Genomic DNA, 17,360 nt, shown 5'->3' with positions numbered 1-17,360 from the left:
CCTTTTGCCATGAAAGGAGATAAAAACATGGATTACAAAACAATGAGAAATCAGATAGAAGATATGGTAAATGATAATCACAAGGACTTTGTTAAGGCGATTATAAGCATGGAAAAAGGCATCAATGATGAAAGTGCTTTGGACAAGCTATATGACGCTTATATGGACAATGACACCGTTAATTTGCTACATGAGGAATTTGACTATATGATTGAGGATTTAAGGGAACAGGGGCAGATAAAAGACCTGCCTTATGTTAAGGAAGAAAAGGATAATCTTATCAATGTTGTAGGAAATATTGTCGGAGAGGTAGATATAGTAGAAAGGGAAAATAAGAACGGAGAAGCCTTTAAGGTGGCGAACTTCTCCGTAGTATCCAAAGACGATGAGGGGCATAAGGTATATCATAATTGCTCCGCTTATGGAGAAAAGAGTGATATTCCAAAGGAGTTTAAGCAGGGAGATTTTGTTAAGCTCTTTGGACAAATCAGAACATCCATTGATGATAACGGCAAGGAGCATAGCAATATCAGAATACTTTCTTCCAAACTATTAAAGGCAAAGGAACAGATGAAAGGTCGAGATGAAAAGAAAGAATCTGTGCTTGGAGCTATCAAAAAATATCAGGCTGAAGATAAGGAAAAGCCTAAAGAAAAGAAAGAAACATCAAAAGAAGCTGAGAGATAAACTTATGGTCGGTGTGGTCTTGGGACTGCACCGACTCTTTTTTTTATTTGCGAAAAAAGGAGATAAAGATTATCTCTCCATCTCCTTACCCATATAAATTCCGTAATTTTTTCGTATCTTATAAAGCTCGTCCATAGTGGATTTTGAATAAGAATACTCTTGCATAAGGGTGTTCTTTTTTTCTTGTAATTTATCAAGCTCAGCTAAAATATCCTTTGAATTTGGGAGCTTGGAATAGGATTTTTTAAGCTCTGAGAGAGCTTTTTCATATAGGGTAATCTGAGCTTTGTACTCTTCAAAAAATGCCTTGTCAGACGGATTAGCAGTATATTCCTTGTAGCACGCTCTATATTTTTTAACGGTATGAACTTGCTCCATAGTGGTGGAAAGCTTCTGCATTTCCTTATCAATAGCCTTGATTTTCTCTTGTATATTTTGCCTTTCATCGGCTGCTTTTTGAATATACTCGTCAAGCTGTTTAACGGATTTAATGCCATGTTCTCTGATATAAATAACAGACTCAGCCATTGTATTAAGGTTATGTTTGGTTGCCCAATATTCATAGCCTTTGCTTTCTTTTACTCTAACATTTGTGTTCATGTCAATAACATTGCCGATGCGTTTTTTGACGGCGGGAGTCTTGATAAACTCTCTTTCTGCAATACGTTCTTTTAATCTTTCTTCGGTATAATCTTCTCCGATTGTTTTAGCCCTTGTAAATCTCGCCTTATCTTTTGGTTTAAAAGCGATGTGCTTGCCATACTTAATTTCATAGCCAAGATCAGCCATTTTCTTTAGAAATTCGTCCCAGTCCTTTGACTGTTTTATCATTCTGTCAATGTCAAATTGAAGCCTGCTTTTCCAAGAAGTGCCATGTTTTGCCTGTTCGTTTTCATACCAAGATTTACCGTTAATCTTATATTTTTTCTTATAGCTTTCGTAAAACTCGTCAATGACAGATAGGCTATTTTCTTTGCATAACTTATCACTATGATACCTGATTTTATGATAGCTTTTCTTATTAGACTGGTAGCACCTGCCTGTTACCATGTTTACATTATTAAAGATAATATGGTTGTGAATATGTCCCTTATCAATGTGAGTAGATAAGACAAATTCATACTCATCTTTGAGTATCTTTTTACACAGCTCCATACCTATTTGGTGTGCTAATTCAGGACTTGTTTCTCCCGGTAAAAAGGATTGAATGAGATGTCTTGCAAGAACGGTTCCTTTTGTTCCTGCGTTATTTCGTGTCCTTAAAAACTGAGTGTGAGCAGTTGATTCGTGGCATTTATGAGTGCTTACTAAAAGCTGCTCGTCTGTTTTATCTCCATTTACAATGTAGTCGATAGCAAGATTAAGAGTCGATTTTATTGGGTGTATTTTTGTAATAGCCATTATTATTCACCTTCCGTTTCAGATGTTCTTTTCAGAAGTAGTGAATGAATTTGCCACAGCTCTTTTGAGAAATGTTCAATCTCTTTTTTTATATCACTGACGTCCTCTTTGTAGATTACACCTGTCGAATTTACTCGCTTTGCAATCTGATTGATGTTGTTTGTTGCATTAGAAAGTAAGCCTTGTAAATCTCTGAAAGGCTCTAAATCCACTTGATAAATTTCCTTTTCCAAAACGCATTTGCGGATGAAATGGCTCATGTTTCTACACTTCGCAAGTCTTTTTTTCTCTTCAAAAAGAGCCTTTTCTTCTTCAGTTAGTTTAATTTCAAGTCTTTCGTTTCTTGTTCTATTTGCCATAGTTAGTTCCTCCTTTGAATGTATTTCGGGGTCTTAGGGTTCTCCCTAACAAGCTAAAAATTGATAAAAAAAGAAGCAGATCCCCAAGGGCTGCTTCGTCAATTTTCCGTAAGTGTCCGTACACTTACTGTGCTTGCTACAAAAGAATGATTAGGGTAGCAAGCGTTAAGCTTTTATTAAGTATTACATTTGTATTATACCATAAATCAATTCCTTTAGCTGTATTTATATCATAGGTTTTGTATTAATTTTAAAATATTTCTCTCCATAGAAGAACGCAGATTTGTTGATTTATATGGTGAATAATTCCAATCGAAGGACTTTTGTAATTCTTTATTATTTTGCAATAGTTTACATTCATAATAAACATTTCTTTGTTTTAAGGCTCAAAAAGTTCTGGATTAAAGATAACATTAGCATTATAAGTTTAATTTGTTCTCGTATGATTTAATTTTTAGAGTAAATTTCAAACAGGAAATTGAAAAAATGTGAATATTATTATGAATGTAAAAAAACTATTGACAACAATATACCAATGGTATATACTGGTGGTATATACCGATGGTATATTGTTGATGGAGGTGTTTAAATGACTATTTCTGAGACTCAAAAGATAATATTGGCAGTCGGCAAGAAAGAATTTTTAAAAAAAGGATTTAAGGATGCTTCACTTAGAATAATTGTCGAGGAAGCAGGATTTACGAAAGGTGCTTTTTATGGTTACTATCCTAATAAAGCGGCCTTATTTGAAGCTATTGTTTCTGATGTAGCTGATGGGTTAATAGAACAGTTCAAAGCTGCACAAGATACACATTTTGATTTAATTCCAGAAAATAAAACTTTAGAAAGCAGAGAGCTGTCTACAAAATATCTTTTGCATTTTGTGAATTATATTTATGATTATTTTGAAGAATTCAAGCTTGTAATTTGCTGTTCTGAAGGCACAAAATACGAAGATTATATTCATGAACTTGTAGAATTGGAAGTATCCCGTACGGAAAAATATTACGCTATTCTTAAAGAAAAAGGCAAAATGGCAGGAAACGTCAGTCATGATTTACATCACATGATTACCAGTGCATATTTTACAGCTGTTTTTGAAACGATTGTGCATGATATGACAAGAGAACAAGCCATTAAATATGTTAAAGAGCTTGCAGTTTTTTTTAATTCGGGATGGGATGGACTTTTAAGGTTTAAATAAAGCGTAAAATTTTCACGCAAGGTTAGCAAAGGCTAACAACTATATTTAGAAAGGATATGATTATTATGAAAAATAGAGAAAATATATTACTAACAAGAGATTATATTTCCATAGGCATTTTTTCACTTATTTATTTTGTTATTGCATTTGTTATAGGCGGTATCGCACAGATGACACCTGTCACTTTTCCGTTTATGCCGATGATAGTAGCTTTATTTGCGGGCAGTGTTTTTATGTTATACACCGCTAAAATACCGAAGCGCGGATCACTTTCCATACTTGGTATACTTGCCGGAATCTTGTTATTTGTTACCGGTATGTTTTGGATGATGTCGGTATTTTTCATCGTATTTGGATTTATTGCGGACTTTATTTGCCAATCAGGAAATTTCAAATCATTCAGAAGAAATTTACTTGCCTATTGCGTGTTTGCGCTGTCTCCAATGGGAGCCTATATTCCCATGGCTATCATGCCTGCACAGTTTGATGAATTCATGCGTAGAAAAGGAGATGTTTCTTCTTTTGAAGGAATCATCAATGCTATTAGAATAAATTGGTGGGTTATCCCCTTAATGATTTTGGGGACAATTATTTGTGCCATAATCGGAGGCCTTATAGGTAAAAAATTATTGAAAAAACATTTTGAAAAAGTGGGGATTATATAAATGGCTTTAGATCCCAGAACAAAGCTGCTGATTTTATCAATAACAAGTATTTCCGTGTTTCTGAATGAAAGTATCGTTATAGAATGCCTTTTTACAGCAATCCCTATATTATTGCTCTTACAGGCGAAAGAGTTCCGTACTGCTTCAAAATACGGAATTCTCTTTATTGTGTTATTGATGGTACAGCTTTTTGTTATATCAAAATTACCTGTTACGATCGGAGGCATCATATATATGTTTGATGTCTATATAAGAAAACTTATTCCTTGTTTTATGCTCGGCACATTTTTAATACAAACTACAAAGGTCAGTGCTTTTTTAGCTGCATTCAGTCGATTGCATTTGCCTAAAGGTTTCACTATTGCACTTTCTGTTACATTGCGATACTTTCCGACAATGGCTGAGGAATGGAACTATATTAAGGACGCCATGGCTCTTCGAGGGATAACCGCTTCTTTTACAGGATTTTTACGCCATCCGGTCAAAATAATGGAGTATGTATATGTACCGATGCTGGTATCTGCTTCTAAAATCTCTGATGAAATCACACAAGCCGCAATTACAAGAGGAATAGATCATGTCGGAAGGCGCAGCTGTATGGAAAAAGTTTGTTTTTCAATCCATGATGCTCTGATTGTAACAATCTATATAGGGATTATTTGCATGATATTTTTTGATTTTTTACGAGGAGGTGTATTCCCTTGATTGAATTTATAAAACTTTCTTTTTCCTACAAGGATATGGAAAAAGCTTCTTTACGGGAATTACACTTAAATATTCCAAAAGGACAATGTGTTCTCTTGTGCGGTGCATCAGGATGCGGAAAAACGACTCTTACCAGATTGGTAAACGGGCTGATTCCTCATTTTTTTGAAGGAAAACTTTCAGGCAAAGTAACTGTAAAAGGAATGAATGTTGCCGAGACCGAAATTTCAACTCTTTCCGATAGTGTCGGCACGGTTTTTCAAAATCCGAGAACACAATTTTTCAACACAGATACAGATAGTGAAATTGTTTTCGGACTGGAAAACAGAATGCTTGAGACGAAAGAATTAAAACAGCAGCTTGAAAGGATTACTAAAGATTTGCATATAGAAAAATTAAAAGGATGCAGCATTTTTGAACTTTCCGGAGGGGAAAAACAAAAAATTGCATTTGCGTCTGTGTATGCCACGAATCCGGATATTTTTGTATTGGATGAACCGTCCTCAAATCTGGATTTTCATTCCGTGCTTGAACTGAAAAAACTGATAGAAAAAATAAAACAACAAGGGAAAACGATTATCATTGCAGAACATCGCTTGTGGTATTTAACAGATGTTGCAGACAGGGTCATCTTAATGCAGGAGGGTCAGATTTTTAAGGATATGAGTATACAGGATTTTTGCGAGCTCCCGCTTGAACAAATACAAAATATGGGGCTCAGGTGTCGAAATCTTTCTGAAATCAAAACAAATACCAATGATAAAAAATTTTCCCAACACACCTTAGAGCTGAAAGATATTCATGTCAAATATGGTGAAAAGATTATCTTGCAAAACATCTCTTTTACCGCAAATGGTGGAGAGATCGTCGCAATTACCGGCGCAAACGGAACAGGAAAAACGACACTGGCACGCACGATATGCGGACTGATAAAACAAAAATCGGGAAATATTTTTGTAGACGGCAGGAGTTTGTCTGCAAAAGCGCGTATTAAAAAATCTTACATGGTGATGCAGGATGTCGGACATCAACTTTTTACGGATTGTGTGGAAACAGAATGCACACTCGGAACAAAAACAACAGATGAGTCTGTTATTGACGAAACTTTATCGGCCTTATCTCTTTCCGAATTAAAAAACAGACATCCCCTTTCACTTTCAGGAGGACAAAAACAGAGGTTGGCAGTGGCAATCAGCTTGCTTTGTGATAAAGAAATTCTTATTTTCGATGAACCGACCAGTGGGCTTGACTTAAAAAGCATGCGGGAAGTAGGAACGATGGTAGAGAGACTTTCTGAACAGGAAAAAATCCTGCTCATTATTACACACGACATTGAATTTATAAAAACAATATGTTCCAGAGTTTTGCTTTTGTCAGGCGGTAAAATAATTGCCGATTTGAGAGGTGAAGAAAAGAAAAATATCGAAAAATATATTTTAGCAGAAGGAGATCGAAATGAAGAATAAGAAGAACAAAAACACATTGCATCGCTTATTTGAGTTTGCCGGATCATGTAAAGGCTTGCTTTTAAGTTCGGTTGTTTTTGCCGTTCTTGGTGCAGGGTTTGGAATCGTCCCGTATATTGCAGTTTCACGCATTATTATTCAAATATGCGCCGGCGATTACAGCTTGAAATCAATCATGCCGATGGCAGTAATTGCTCTTTTGGGGTACCTTTTGCAGCTTGGTCTATCAACTGTATCTACGGTGCGGTCTCACAAAGCCGCATTTACTATACTAAAAAATATTCGTACTGCACTTACGAAAAAGTTGTCACGAGTGCCCATGGGATTTGTCTTGGATACCCCGTCAGGAAAATTCAAAACGATGCTTGTAGATACGGTTGAAAAACTGGAGTTACCCCTTGCTCACATGATACCGGAATTAACAGCAAATATTATGATTCCTGTCTTAATGTTGATTTATTTCATGTTCCTTGATTGGAGGCTGGCACTTATTGCTCTTGCAACCTTTCCTGTCGGGATGCTCTGTTATATGGGAATGATGAAAGATTATGAGAAGCGTTATGACAGAGTTATTAAAGCCGCAAAAGCTATGGATGCCGCTACGGTTGAATATATAGGCGGAATCGAAGTGGTTAAGGCTTTTAATCAAAGTAGCGATTCTTATCGCAAATATGCAGAGGCGGTAAAGGAGAATGAAAATTCTAAATCGGAATGGTTCAAAAAGACGAATCCGTACTATGCGGCAGGTATTGCAATAGCACCCTCAAGTCTAATCGGAGTTCTTCCTGTCGGAAGTTTGTTTTATATAGGCGGAAGCATAAGCGCAGGCAGTTTTATATCCTGCATTATTTTATCATTGGGCTTGATTGCTCCGCTTATTCAGGCATTGCGATATACAGACAGCCTTGCTATGGTAGATGCCACCGTAAAAGAAATCGGAAGCCTTTTGGATACGGAAGAAATGGAACGCCCGGAAAAACGAGTACAGCTTAAAGGAGAAAAAATAGAATTTTCCAACGTCTCTTTCTCTTACAAGGATACAGAGGTTTTACACAGCATTTCCTTTGAAGCGAATGAAAATGAAATGACGGCTTTGGTCGGACCGTCGGGATCGGGCAAATCCACTGTCGCCAGACTCATTGCGTCTTTTTGGAATGCGGGAAGCGGAACCGTGAAAATAGGCGGTGTCGATGTGCAGAACATACCGCTTTCGCAGATAATGGAACATATTGCGTATGTTTCACAGGATAATTATTTGTTTCATCTTTCTATACGAGAAAATATACGAATCGGTAAGCCGGATGCTACAAACAGCGAAATCGAAAATGCAGCAAAAAAAGCGGCATGCCATGATTTTATTACATCACTTCCCAATGGCTACGATACCGTTGTCGGAGACAGCGGAAGCAATCTTTCCGGCGGAGAAAAGCAGCGCATTGCCATTGCAAGAGCCATATTAAAAGACAGCCCCGTAGTTATTTTAGATGAAGCTACCGCCTTTACAGACCCTGAAAATGAGTCGATAATTCAGCACTCCATCAGCGAGCTTGTAGCGGGAAAAACGCTGATTGTCATTGCACATCGATTATCTACTATCACATCAGCCGATAAGATTATCGTCATGAATGCAGGAAATATAGAAGCGGAAGGAAAACATGAGGAGCTTACCCAAAATTGTGTTCTTTACAGAGAACTTTGGAATGCACATATCAGCACGCTTGATATGAAGGAGGTATCAGCATGATTCAGATGTTCAGACGACTTTTGGATTTTTCCGGAATGGAAAGAAAAAGATTGATTTTATCGTTTATTTTTCATATGTGCAATTCCGTGTTTGAGATGCTTCCCATTATGGCTGTGCTTGCAGTTTTGAACGGAATACTATTATCACTTTCAAGTGGCTTCATGTCGATTAAAACAATATGGGCAGCCTTGGGGATTATGCTTTTAAGTATTTCAGGACGCATTCTATTTACGAATCTTTCCGCTGTAAAAAGAACCCTTGGAAGCTTTTCCATGTGTTCCAAATGGCGCATGGAGCTTGGCGAAAAATTAAAACGCGTACCTATGGGATATTTTAATGAGCATCGCCTTGGAGATATTACAGCGGCAGTTACTACAACACTTGGAGATCTGGAAACCAATGCAGTTACCGTCATGGAAGCGGTAGCCGGAGGATTTATCCACGCCGCAGTGATAGGGATATGGCTTTTGTTTTATGAATGGAAAATTGGAGTTTTGATGTTCATAGGGCTTTTTCTTTCCCTTTGTGTGTACGCAAAAACACAAAAAGCTGGTATGAAATATTCTCCGCGCAGGCAAGCTGCACAGGCCGGACTTGTTACAGGCATTTTAGAATATATACAGGGGATGTCCGTGATAAAGGCATTCGGACTTGCCGACCGTTCGGACAAATCCGTAGACGCTGCAATCAATGAAAGCGCAGAGGCAAACATCGCTTTAGAAAAAGTTTTCTCCGGCTTAGCTGCCGTCTTTCAAATGATATTCAAATTTGCCAGATTCGCAATCCTTGTTGTTGCACCATACCTGCTTATGAACGGAGAAATAACTCCTGAAAAGTGCCTGCTCCTTATTGTCGCAAGCTTTATGATTTATACGACTGTGGAGCTTGCAGGAAGTACGGCTGCCGTTGCAAGAGTTGTGGATGCTTCTTTAGACAGATTGGAAACAATATCCAATATTCCCCTTCTTGATGAAAAGGGAACAGACCTTATCCCGAAAGCATACGACATAACCGTTTCAAACATTTCCTTTGCATATGAGGAAAAGGAAATTCTGCACGATGTAAGCTTTTCTGTTCCTCAAGGTACGAGCTGTGCCATTGTAGGACCATCAGGCTCAGGAAAGACGACCCTTTGCAGTTTAATTGCACGGTTTTGGGATGTAAAAGACGGAGAAATTCTTTTAGGCGGCGTTAATGTCAAAGACTATACCTGCGACAGCCTTCTTAAAAATTTTTCCATCGTGTTTCAAAGAGTTTACCTTTTTGAAGATACCATTGAAAATAACATTCTTTTTGGAAAACCGCAGGCAACAAAAGAAGAAATGATTACAGCGGCAAAGAAAGCATGCTGCCATGATTTCATATCCGCACTTCCGGATGGATACCAAACAAAGATTGGAGAAGGAGGTGCAACCCTTTCCGGCGGTGAGAAGCAGCGAATCTCTATCGCACGAGCGATTTTGAAAGATGCACCTGTTGTCATTTTAGATGAGGCTACGGCAAGTGTCGATCCTGAAAACGAACGGGAATTGCAGCAGGCTATTTCAGAGCTGACAAAAAATAAAACGCTTCTGATGATTGCTCACAGGTTGAATACAGTTCGAGAAGCAGATCAAATTCTTGTTCTTGAAAATGGACGAATTGTGCAAAGAGGAAAACATCAGGAGCTGATACAGCAGGAAGGACTTTATCGACGATTTGTTGAAATTCGGGGAAATGCAATTGGATGGAAATTAGGAGGTCTGGAATGACATACAAAAAATTTTACTTCGGAAAGTTAAATGCACAGATATTAAAAAAAATAGATGCGGAACATAAAACAAAAATGAAGCAGCTCATCAAAGAAATCAATCAAGGATCATGGACGGAAAAACAGAAAAAAAGGCAAAAAAGAAGCATTATTTCAAATATAGCCCTATACCGATGTTTCATAGATAAAGGGCTTTCAAAAAATGAGGCAAAAGAATTGGTAAAGGAGTATTCATTTTATGTTGCCCAAAAGGCACATAAGCTTTTGAAAACATTTTTCCATATCCCCGGGTTTTTCAGGATATTTCGTTTGTTTATGAAAAAAGGGATGTCGGGCGATGAAATATGGAAAAGCAGAATCCTGTCGGATGACGGGGAATACTACCGTGTCGATGTGCTCAAGTGCCTTTGGGCGGATACCTGCAATTTTTTTGAATGCCCAGAGCTTTGTGAGATATTCTGTCTGTGTGATCATATCGTATTCGGAAATATAAAGGGATTTGTATTTGAAAGAAGTCAGACACTGGGAATGAACGGTGAAAAATGCGACTTTTGCTTCATAAATAGGAAAGGGGAAAGTTAAATGAATAGGGCTGAGGAAAAATGGTCCGGGGATGCCGGAAAAATGAAAATGTTTCTTCTTCAAGAAATAGAAGAAAGAGGTCTGGAATGGAGAGGTTTGTTAGAACGGTGTCTTGGAGATTGTCAAAAAAAACAAAATTTTAGATGTCGGATGTGGAACCGGGTTTATTTCACTGCTTCTTGCACAAATTGGGTGTGATGTCATTGCAATAGACAATAATGTCGCAATGCTCAAGGAAGCTGAAAAAATATCTGAGGAGTTAGGATTTTCAAATAAAATCACTTTTATGCTTAAAGACACAGAGTTAGTGGATTTTCCCGATAATACCTTTAATGCAGTGGTCTCAAGACATGCCTTTTGGCTATTTAATAATCCGAAAAAAGTTTATGCGCAGTGGTACAGAATTTTGAAATCCGGCGGTTGTATGCTGAATTTAGATGCAAATTGGCTTTTCCCTTTTTGGGGAGAGGAACAGGCAAAGCTCTTTCAGTCAGATGAAAACATTTTAACAAAACGCTACGGCAAATTTCAGGATTATTATCATGATACAGATATGATGGACGAATTGAAAAAACTCCCTTTAAGTTATATAAAACGCCCGGAATGGGATTTGGAAACATGCAGAGAAACAGGTTTTAAGAACATTGAAACAGAGACACTGTTACAGGAAAAGTATTGGAATCCTTTTATGGCACGCAGGTATCGCACGATGCCGACCTTTATCATCAAAGCTCAAAAGTAATATTTACGGAGGAAAATAAATGAAAAAAAATAAAGCATTAAAATGGGAAATTAAAGATGTCATTGCGGCTGCTCTGTTGAGTCTCTTTCTTATTCTCATCCAGTTTATTGTAAATATGGTATGCATGGCCAATCATTTTGTCAGCATGGTTTTATCAATCGGTTTTACCATGTTCTTATGTGCACCTGTCTATTATCTGCTTTTGTGTCGGGTAAGGAAGCACTTTGTCAGCCTTGTTTATATGAGTATCGTCGGTATGATTTATCTGTTGATGGGGAACTGGTATCTTTTACCGTACTTTGTTGCGGTTGGTATGATATGCGAAGTAATCTTGTGGAAAAATTGCTCTGAAAGAAATCCAAAACAAATTATAGCGGCGTGGACTGTTGCCAGTCTTTTATATAACGGTGTCAATTTACTGCCGATTTGGTTCTTTTGGGAAACCTATTACAGCTTTGCAAAAAGCAGTGGCATGGATCAAAATTATATAGATTCATATATCAGCTACTATAAGACTCCCGGATGGATTGTATTCATTGTGATTTTTACCACGATATGTGGGTTTGCGGGTGGTCTGGCCGGGAAAAAAATTATGGGAAAGCATTTCAAAAAAACGGGACTTCTATAATGAGGAAAATTTCTTTTGCTGTCATAACTAAAATATGGGGATTCATTTGTGTGCTGATAGCCATTTATATGGGAAAAGATGTCATTTTCAGCTGTATCCTTACAATTGTCGCTTTTTTGCATCTTATTATACAGGGAAAATGGAAAATCGTATTTAATTATGGCATATTCTACATCTTATTGGGAATTTTGCTCTGCGCCATACAACGCTGCGGACTTCATATGTTGATTTTTTCAGAATTTTATGTGCTGATGTTTTGGAATCTTTCTCCTGCTTTCTTGATGTCATGGGATTTGGTTACAACACCACCCGGAAAGATTTCAGCGTTCCTAAGCAGTATTCACCTTCCCACATCCATTATTTTGGGAGTTCTTGTAGTATTCAGATTCTTTCCTACCATGAAATCGGAGTTAAGGAGTGTGTATCTATCTATGAAAAACAGAAACCTGACAGGTATTAAACAGATATTGCAAGCACCCGCAAGGACATGCGAATATGTGCTGATTCCCCTGCTCGTCAGAATTTTGATGACAGCAGATCAGCTTTCCGTTTCAGCTATTGCAAGAGGTGGAGAATCACCGGGAAAAAGAAGCAGCTACTATGAGAGCAAGATTGAAATAACGGATATATTTGCCATGATTTTATGGTTCGCTTTGGTATCGGGCTATTTATGGATAGGAGGCATCAAAATATGATTGAATTAAGGAATGTTTCCTTTCAGTATGCTGATAGCAACCATGGTGTGACGAATATAAATTTAGCGATAAAAGCCGGTGAATGCGTGGTTTTGACAGGAAAATCAGGATGTGGGAAAACGACCATTACCAGACTTATCAACGGTCTTGCTCCAAAATATTACAAAGGAACTAAAAAAGGCAGTATACGAATTGCAGGAAAAGATATTGAAATGATGCCGTCCTATGATATCGGTAAAATTGTCGGCAGCATATTTCAAGATCCTCAAAGACAATTTTTTTCGTCAGAGCTTGAGGGTGAAATAGCATTTGGATGTGAAAATTACGGTTTCTCAAAATTTGAAATTCAAAAAAGAACAAAGGATGCTATTCATAAGATGAAATTGGAAAACATAGGAAAGATTTCCTTAGATTTGCTTTCAAGTGGTGAAAAACAACGAGCAGCAGTAGCTTCTGTATATGCAATGCATCCGGAGGTTTTTGTGTTTGATGAGCCGACTGCAAATCTGGACAAAGACGGCATCACTCAAATGAAAAACATCCTTATGCAGTTAAAGAAAGCAGGATACACATTGCTGATTGCCGAACATCGTCTCAGTTGGACAGAAGAGCTTGCCGACAGGTATTTATATATGAAAGACGGACAGATACAGCATGAATATTCTTCTTTAGAATTTAGTACAATGAATGACTTGGAACGCATTTCAAAGGGACTTCGCCGTATTATAAATAAACCTTTTACAAACCAAATTCCCCCACCCCGAACGGACAATATTGCAATACAGGGAGAAAGGATAGCTCTCAAGAAAAATAAAAAACAAATATTAAAAAATGTGGATATTTTTGCTAATGAAAAAAGTGTTACTGCCATCACAGGCAACAATGGTGCGGGAAAAACCAGTTTAGCTTTAATTTTGAGCGGACTTGAAAAATCAACAGAAGGTAATGTTTATATTCATGGTGAAAAGGTAAGATACAGAAATCTTCGCAGACATACCTATTACTGTTCAAATGACACAGGTACACAATTTTTTACAGAAAGCGTTTCAAAAGAACTTTTGCTCGGAACAAAATATGATGCAGAGAATTTAGAAGATGCAAAAAAATTGCTTAAGGATATGCATCTGTACGAATATAAAGATTCTCATCCTGCTTCCTTGTCAGGGGGACAAAAACAAAGACTTGCGGTATGCTGTGCGCTGTTATCAGGTAAAAATATTTTGATACTTGACGAACCGACCAGTGGATTGGATGCCGAAAATATGTTTTTGGTTGCAAGGGAACTAAAAAAGGCTACGGAAAAAGAAAAAACCATTTTTGTAATCACTCATGATGAGGAATTTATGGATGCTTGCTGTGAATACAGAATAAATATAGATAAAACATAAAAATAAAAGACAAGGAGGGTCTTATAATGGATGTTCGTGATAAATTGCTTACGGAAAATCCTTGGAAATTGATGATTAGCCTTAGTTTGCCGGCGATTTTGGGTCAACTGATAGTAGGATTATATGCCTTTGTCGATTCAATTTATGTCGGGCAAATGGTAGGAACCGATGCCATGAGTGCAGTTTCGGCGGCATCTCCGTTTGTATTGATCAATAATGCGATTGCAGTTCTTCTCGGAATAGGTTCGGGCTCTGTACTTTCTCGGGCAATCGGGAAAAAAGATAAAGAAACCGTGGATAAGATTATAGGAAATTTGACTTTCTTGGTAATCATTCTATCATCAGTAGTTATGATTATCGGTATCATATTTGCTCCTGAATTTTTACGCTTATCTGGTGCCGACGGTGAAGTGCTGGAGATGGGTGTTTCTTATTTAAGAACAGTATATCTCGGCTCCATATTCGTAAATTTTATGCAAGGTGCAAATATGGTAATAAGGGCAGAGGGCCGCATGGGAGTTGCAATGGGAATCATGGCGGCCGGTGCTATTTTGAATATTATATTAGATCCTATATTCATTCTGCTTATGCCATCTCGGGGACCGCAAGCCGTTGCGATTGCAACTGTAATTTCTCAAATCAGTCAAGCTCTGGTCACCTTAATATACTTCTTGAAAAAAAGTCCGGTGGTTCGTTTTCATGGGATAAAACCTGCAAAAGATTTATTACCTGAAATTTTTTCCGTGGGAATGAGCGCTATGCTCATGCAAATTATGATGTTGGTTCAAATGACAGTTGTATATAATACGGCAGTGCATTTTGGCGGAGAAAAGCAAATAGCTCTTATGGGAGCCGCTCAAAGAGTTATGCAGCTTGCATTTGTTCCGATATGGGGAATGAGTCAAGGGATGCAGCCCGCTGTCGGAACAAATTTCGGAGCAAAAGAATATATAAGGGTTAAAAAACTTACGAATGTATTTATTATAGGTTCGACTTGTCTTGCCGGATTTTTCTTTGCCATAATCGAAATTTTTTCAGTGCAGATATTATCTGCATTTATTACCGATTCAGCTATCGTAAGTTCAGGATTATCTAATTTTAGACTTATGTACTGCATATTTCCTACCTATGGCATGCTCATAATGACAGTCACTTATTTTCAGGCTATCGGGAAAGCAAAACAGGCAGGAGTATTGGTTATACTAAGGCAACTTGTACTTGTAGTCCCTTTAGTATTGATATTGCCTCGTTTTCTGAACGGAAATGTTCTCGGAGTATGGTTGGCGTTGCCTTTGAATGATGTCGTTATAATTTTGATTGCAATTATATTGCTAATTAGTGAATACAAGCATCTCATTAAGCTTGCACAGGAAATAAGCAAGGTGAAAGTTGGCGAAATATCATGAAAAAAATCTTCATTTTGAGTTATTTCATTGCTTTTGCCTTTGTCGTTTTATTTCCGCGTTCCTTTATTTTTGCTGCGGAAGAAACTGAACATTACGAAACTGTTATTGATAAAGTTGCGGATGCGTATATAGGTAAAAGTGTTCCGGGTGCATGTGTTATTGTATCTGAACACGGAGAAATTGTGTTTTCAAAAACCTACGGATATGCTGATTTAGAAAAAAATATACCTATGAATCCTGAGAACACAGTTTTTGAATGGGGCTCAATATCAAAAACCTTTATATGGGTGAGTGTAATGCAATTAAGTGAAGAAGGAAAAATTGATTTGAATGCGGATATCCGCAATTATTTACCAAAAGGTTTTTTGAAAAATTTGCATTATGATACACCTATTACAATGCTCCATCTCATGAATCATACGGCGGGTTTCGAGGATCAGCTTATTAACCTGCGCTATTTTGAAAGTGATAAGGAATTTGCATTAGCCGAAGTCTTGTCCTCATATCAACCCGAACAGGTATTTTCACCGGGCAAGGTAAGCGCATATTCTAATTGGGGTGCTGCATTAGCTGCATTTATTGTAGAGAGAGCGAGCGGTCAAAATTACAAAGAATATGTAAATGAACATATTTTGAAACCTTTAGATATGAACAATACATCGATAGGTCCATTTCAGAATGACAATCCTACGATTTTGGCAAGAAAGGCAGTCGGTTATTCTTTTTCTGAAAAGGGATTCCGAAAAGAACCGAATATGTATTTAAGAATGTACCCTGCTGGTGGAATGAATGGCTCAGCCGGAGATTTATTGAATTATGCACAAGAGCTGGCTAAAAATCATGACAAAGATAATCTGTTGTTTAATAATCCTCATACTAAAAAAGATATGTTTACAGAAACCTATCGCTCCTATGGTGCAAATTCCGGTTTGTCTCATGGCTTCTGGCAATATGTGAATAATCCGGAAATACATGGACATGAAGGGGGAACATACGGGTTCAAAACACAAATATGGGTAGAGCCAAAAAATGAGAGAGCAATTTTAATATTGACAAATGTAATGGAGACGGAGTTTTGCTCGGAGATTATGGAAAAAATTGCATATACAGAAGCTGATGAAAAAAAGATAAAAGAAAATTTAGATCTTAAGATGTTAAGCGGAGATTATCTTCCTGCCCGCTCTGCATTGAAAAATGTTGGAAAAATACAAGGGAAAATGCAAATGATTTCCATTAGGGTGACAGATGGAAATCGTCTTTGTCTTACTATGCCATTTGAAGATAAAAAGCAATATTACGAACAAATAGATTCTAACATTTTCTTTTGCAAGGATGCGAGTCCTGAAGAAAAAACACTTGCTTTTAATATAGCTGACGGCAAAGTACATTCTATGAGCTTTAGATTAGCTCATGATTATATCCCTGCCACTAACACACAAGGAAAAATAGCATTTTTGTTCAGCTTGGGAACTTATATATCAACCACATTATTATTTTTAACATTACTGATTATATGCATCATTTCAACTCTACAAAGGCGGAAGAAATGTACGCGGCATCATATGTATCTATATATTTGTGGAGCTATGCTTGGGGTTTCTGGAATTACCGGAATAGTTCATTGGTTTTCAATATATGAAATTCTTGCTCATGAACTTATGATTATTGTTATTGCCGGATGGTTTTTTAGTATTATAGGGATTTTATGTGGAGGATATGCAATTTTCAAAGAAAGAAGTATCAAAAACAGTGGATTACTACTAATATTTATAGCTCAGATTTTTTCGGCATATTATCTTGGGTTTTTAACTGTTGTATAGAGGATCTTTTAAAAGAATGCTCTAATATATATTTTTCGAGTAAGGAAAATTTGATTAAATAGTGGAGGTAATTGCTATGTGTTATGTAGGGTCTGTTATTTATATAGAAAATAATAAT

Annotated in this window: 16 protein-coding genes; 14 read left to right on the top strand and 2 right to left on the bottom strand. The window is 37.2% G+C overall.

The window, feature by feature from the left end; translation table 11 throughout:
* The first annotated feature begins 27 nt into the window (after positions 1 to 27).
* On the top strand, positions 28 to 687 hold the full coding sequence (locus PTSHG_RS02365) for a hypothetical protein (protein WP_026088818.1): 660 nt from the start codon (positions 28 to 30) through the stop codon (positions 685 to 687).
* Between the two features lie 69 nt (positions 688 to 756).
* Here the strand turns inward: PTSHG_RS02365 and PTSHG_RS02360 are convergent, their stop codons facing one another.
* Together PTSHG_RS02360 and PTSHG_RS02355 are read right to left on the bottom strand one after the other, a co-directional pair.
* Positions 757 to 2,088 carry a relaxase/mobilization nuclease domain-containing protein gene (locus PTSHG_RS02360; RefSeq protein WP_019107293.1) on the bottom strand — a complete coding sequence of 444 codons (1,332 nt, stop codon included), beginning with the start codon at positions 2,086 to 2,088 and terminating at the stop codon, positions 757 to 759.
* 2 nt (positions 2,089 to 2,090) lie between these two features.
* Positions 2,091 to 2,447, bottom strand: a complete 357-nt coding sequence (locus tag PTSHG_RS02355; protein ID WP_019107292.1) for a plasmid mobilization protein — start codon at positions 2,445 to 2,447, stop codon at positions 2,091 to 2,093.
* 589 nt (positions 2,448 to 3,036) lie between these two features.
* On the opposite strand from PTSHG_RS02355, the gene PTSHG_RS02350 reads away from it, so the two are divergent.
* The 13 genes from PTSHG_RS02350 to PTSHG_RS02290 all read left to right on the top strand — a co-directional run bounded on the left by PTSHG_RS02350 (position 3,037) and on the right by PTSHG_RS02290 (position 17,242).
* Positions 3,037 to 3,651, top strand: coding sequence for a TetR/AcrR family transcriptional regulator (locus PTSHG_RS02350; RefSeq protein ID WP_019107291.1), 615 nt, complete (start codon positions 3,037 to 3,039; stop codon positions 3,649 to 3,651).
* Positions 3,652 to 3,716: 65 nt separating this feature from the next.
* Positions 3,717 to 4,316, top strand: coding sequence for an MptD family putative ECF transporter S component (locus PTSHG_RS02345; RefSeq protein WP_002844380.1), 600 nt, complete (start codon positions 3,717 to 3,719; stop codon positions 4,314 to 4,316).
* Positions 4,317 to 5,021 (top strand): energy-coupling factor transporter transmembrane component T, encoded by a 705-nt coding sequence (locus PTSHG_RS02340; RefSeq protein WP_001162459.1) that lies wholly within the window; start codon positions 4,317 to 4,319, stop codon positions 5,019 to 5,021.
* The gene (locus tag PTSHG_RS02335; protein ID WP_002844386.1) at positions 5,018 to 6,487 is read left to right on the top strand and encodes an ABC transporter ATP-binding protein; all 1,470 of its coding nucleotides are present in this window, start codon (positions 5,018 to 5,020) and stop codon (positions 6,485 to 6,487) included. The genes PTSHG_RS02340 and PTSHG_RS02335 overlap by 4 nt, the downstream gene beginning before the upstream one ends.
* Positions 6,477 to 8,231, top strand: coding sequence for an ABC transporter ATP-binding protein (locus tag PTSHG_RS02330; protein ID WP_002844383.1), 1,755 nt, complete (start codon positions 6,477 to 6,479; stop codon positions 8,229 to 8,231). Before PTSHG_RS02335 ends, PTSHG_RS02330 begins: the two co-directional genes overlap by 11 nt.
* The gene (locus tag PTSHG_RS02325; protein ID WP_002844378.1) at positions 8,228 to 9,982 is read left to right on the top strand and encodes an ABC transporter ATP-binding protein; all 1,755 of its coding nucleotides are present in this window, start codon (positions 8,228 to 8,230) and stop codon (positions 9,980 to 9,982) included. The genes PTSHG_RS02330 and PTSHG_RS02325 overlap by 4 nt, the downstream gene beginning before the upstream one ends.
* Positions 9,979 to 10,563, top strand: a complete 585-nt coding sequence (locus PTSHG_RS02320) for an L-2-amino-thiazoline-4-carboxylic acid hydrolase (RefSeq protein ID WP_002844398.1) — start codon at positions 9,979 to 9,981, stop codon at positions 10,561 to 10,563. Before PTSHG_RS02325 ends, PTSHG_RS02320 begins: the two co-directional genes overlap by 4 nt.
* A gap of 112 nt (positions 10,564 to 10,675) precedes the next feature.
* Positions 10,676 to 11,305, top strand: coding sequence for a class I SAM-dependent methyltransferase (locus PTSHG_RS09110; RefSeq protein ID WP_238318701.1), 630 nt, complete (start codon positions 10,676 to 10,678; stop codon positions 11,303 to 11,305).
* A gap of 19 nt (positions 11,306 to 11,324) precedes the next feature.
* Complete coding sequence (locus tag PTSHG_RS02310; protein WP_002844381.1) at positions 11,325 to 11,933, top strand: MptD family putative ECF transporter S component; 609 nt, start codon at positions 11,325 to 11,327, stop codon at positions 11,931 to 11,933.
* Positions 11,933 to 12,628, top strand: coding sequence for an energy-coupling factor transporter transmembrane component T family protein (locus PTSHG_RS02305; RefSeq protein ID WP_002844403.1), 696 nt, complete (start codon positions 11,933 to 11,935; stop codon positions 12,626 to 12,628). The genes PTSHG_RS02310 and PTSHG_RS02305 overlap by 1 nt, the downstream gene beginning before the upstream one ends.
* Positions 12,625 to 14,016 (top strand): ABC transporter ATP-binding protein, encoded by a 1,392-nt coding sequence (locus PTSHG_RS02300; protein ID WP_002844372.1) that lies wholly within the window; start codon positions 12,625 to 12,627, stop codon positions 14,014 to 14,016. Before PTSHG_RS02305 ends, PTSHG_RS02300 begins: the two co-directional genes overlap by 4 nt.
* 26 nt (positions 14,017 to 14,042) lie before the next feature.
* Positions 14,043 to 15,422, top strand: a complete 1,380-nt coding sequence (locus tag PTSHG_RS02295) for an MATE family efflux transporter (RefSeq protein ID WP_002844373.1) — start codon at positions 14,043 to 14,045, stop codon at positions 15,420 to 15,422.
* The gene (locus PTSHG_RS02290; protein ID WP_019107290.1) at positions 15,419 to 17,242 is read left to right on the top strand and encodes a serine hydrolase domain-containing protein; all 1,824 of its coding nucleotides are present in this window, start codon (positions 15,419 to 15,421) and stop codon (positions 17,240 to 17,242) included. The genes PTSHG_RS02295 and PTSHG_RS02290 overlap by 4 nt, the downstream gene beginning before the upstream one ends.
* Positions 17,243 to 17,360: the final 118 nt, after the last annotated feature.

The organism is Peptoniphilus senegalensis JC140, assembly GCF_000321025.1.
Taxonomy (GTDB): domain Bacteria; phylum Bacillota; class Clostridia; order Tissierellales; family Peptoniphilaceae; genus Peptoniphilus_A; species Peptoniphilus_A senegalensis.
This window is presented reverse-complemented; position numbering and strand designations above follow the sequence as displayed.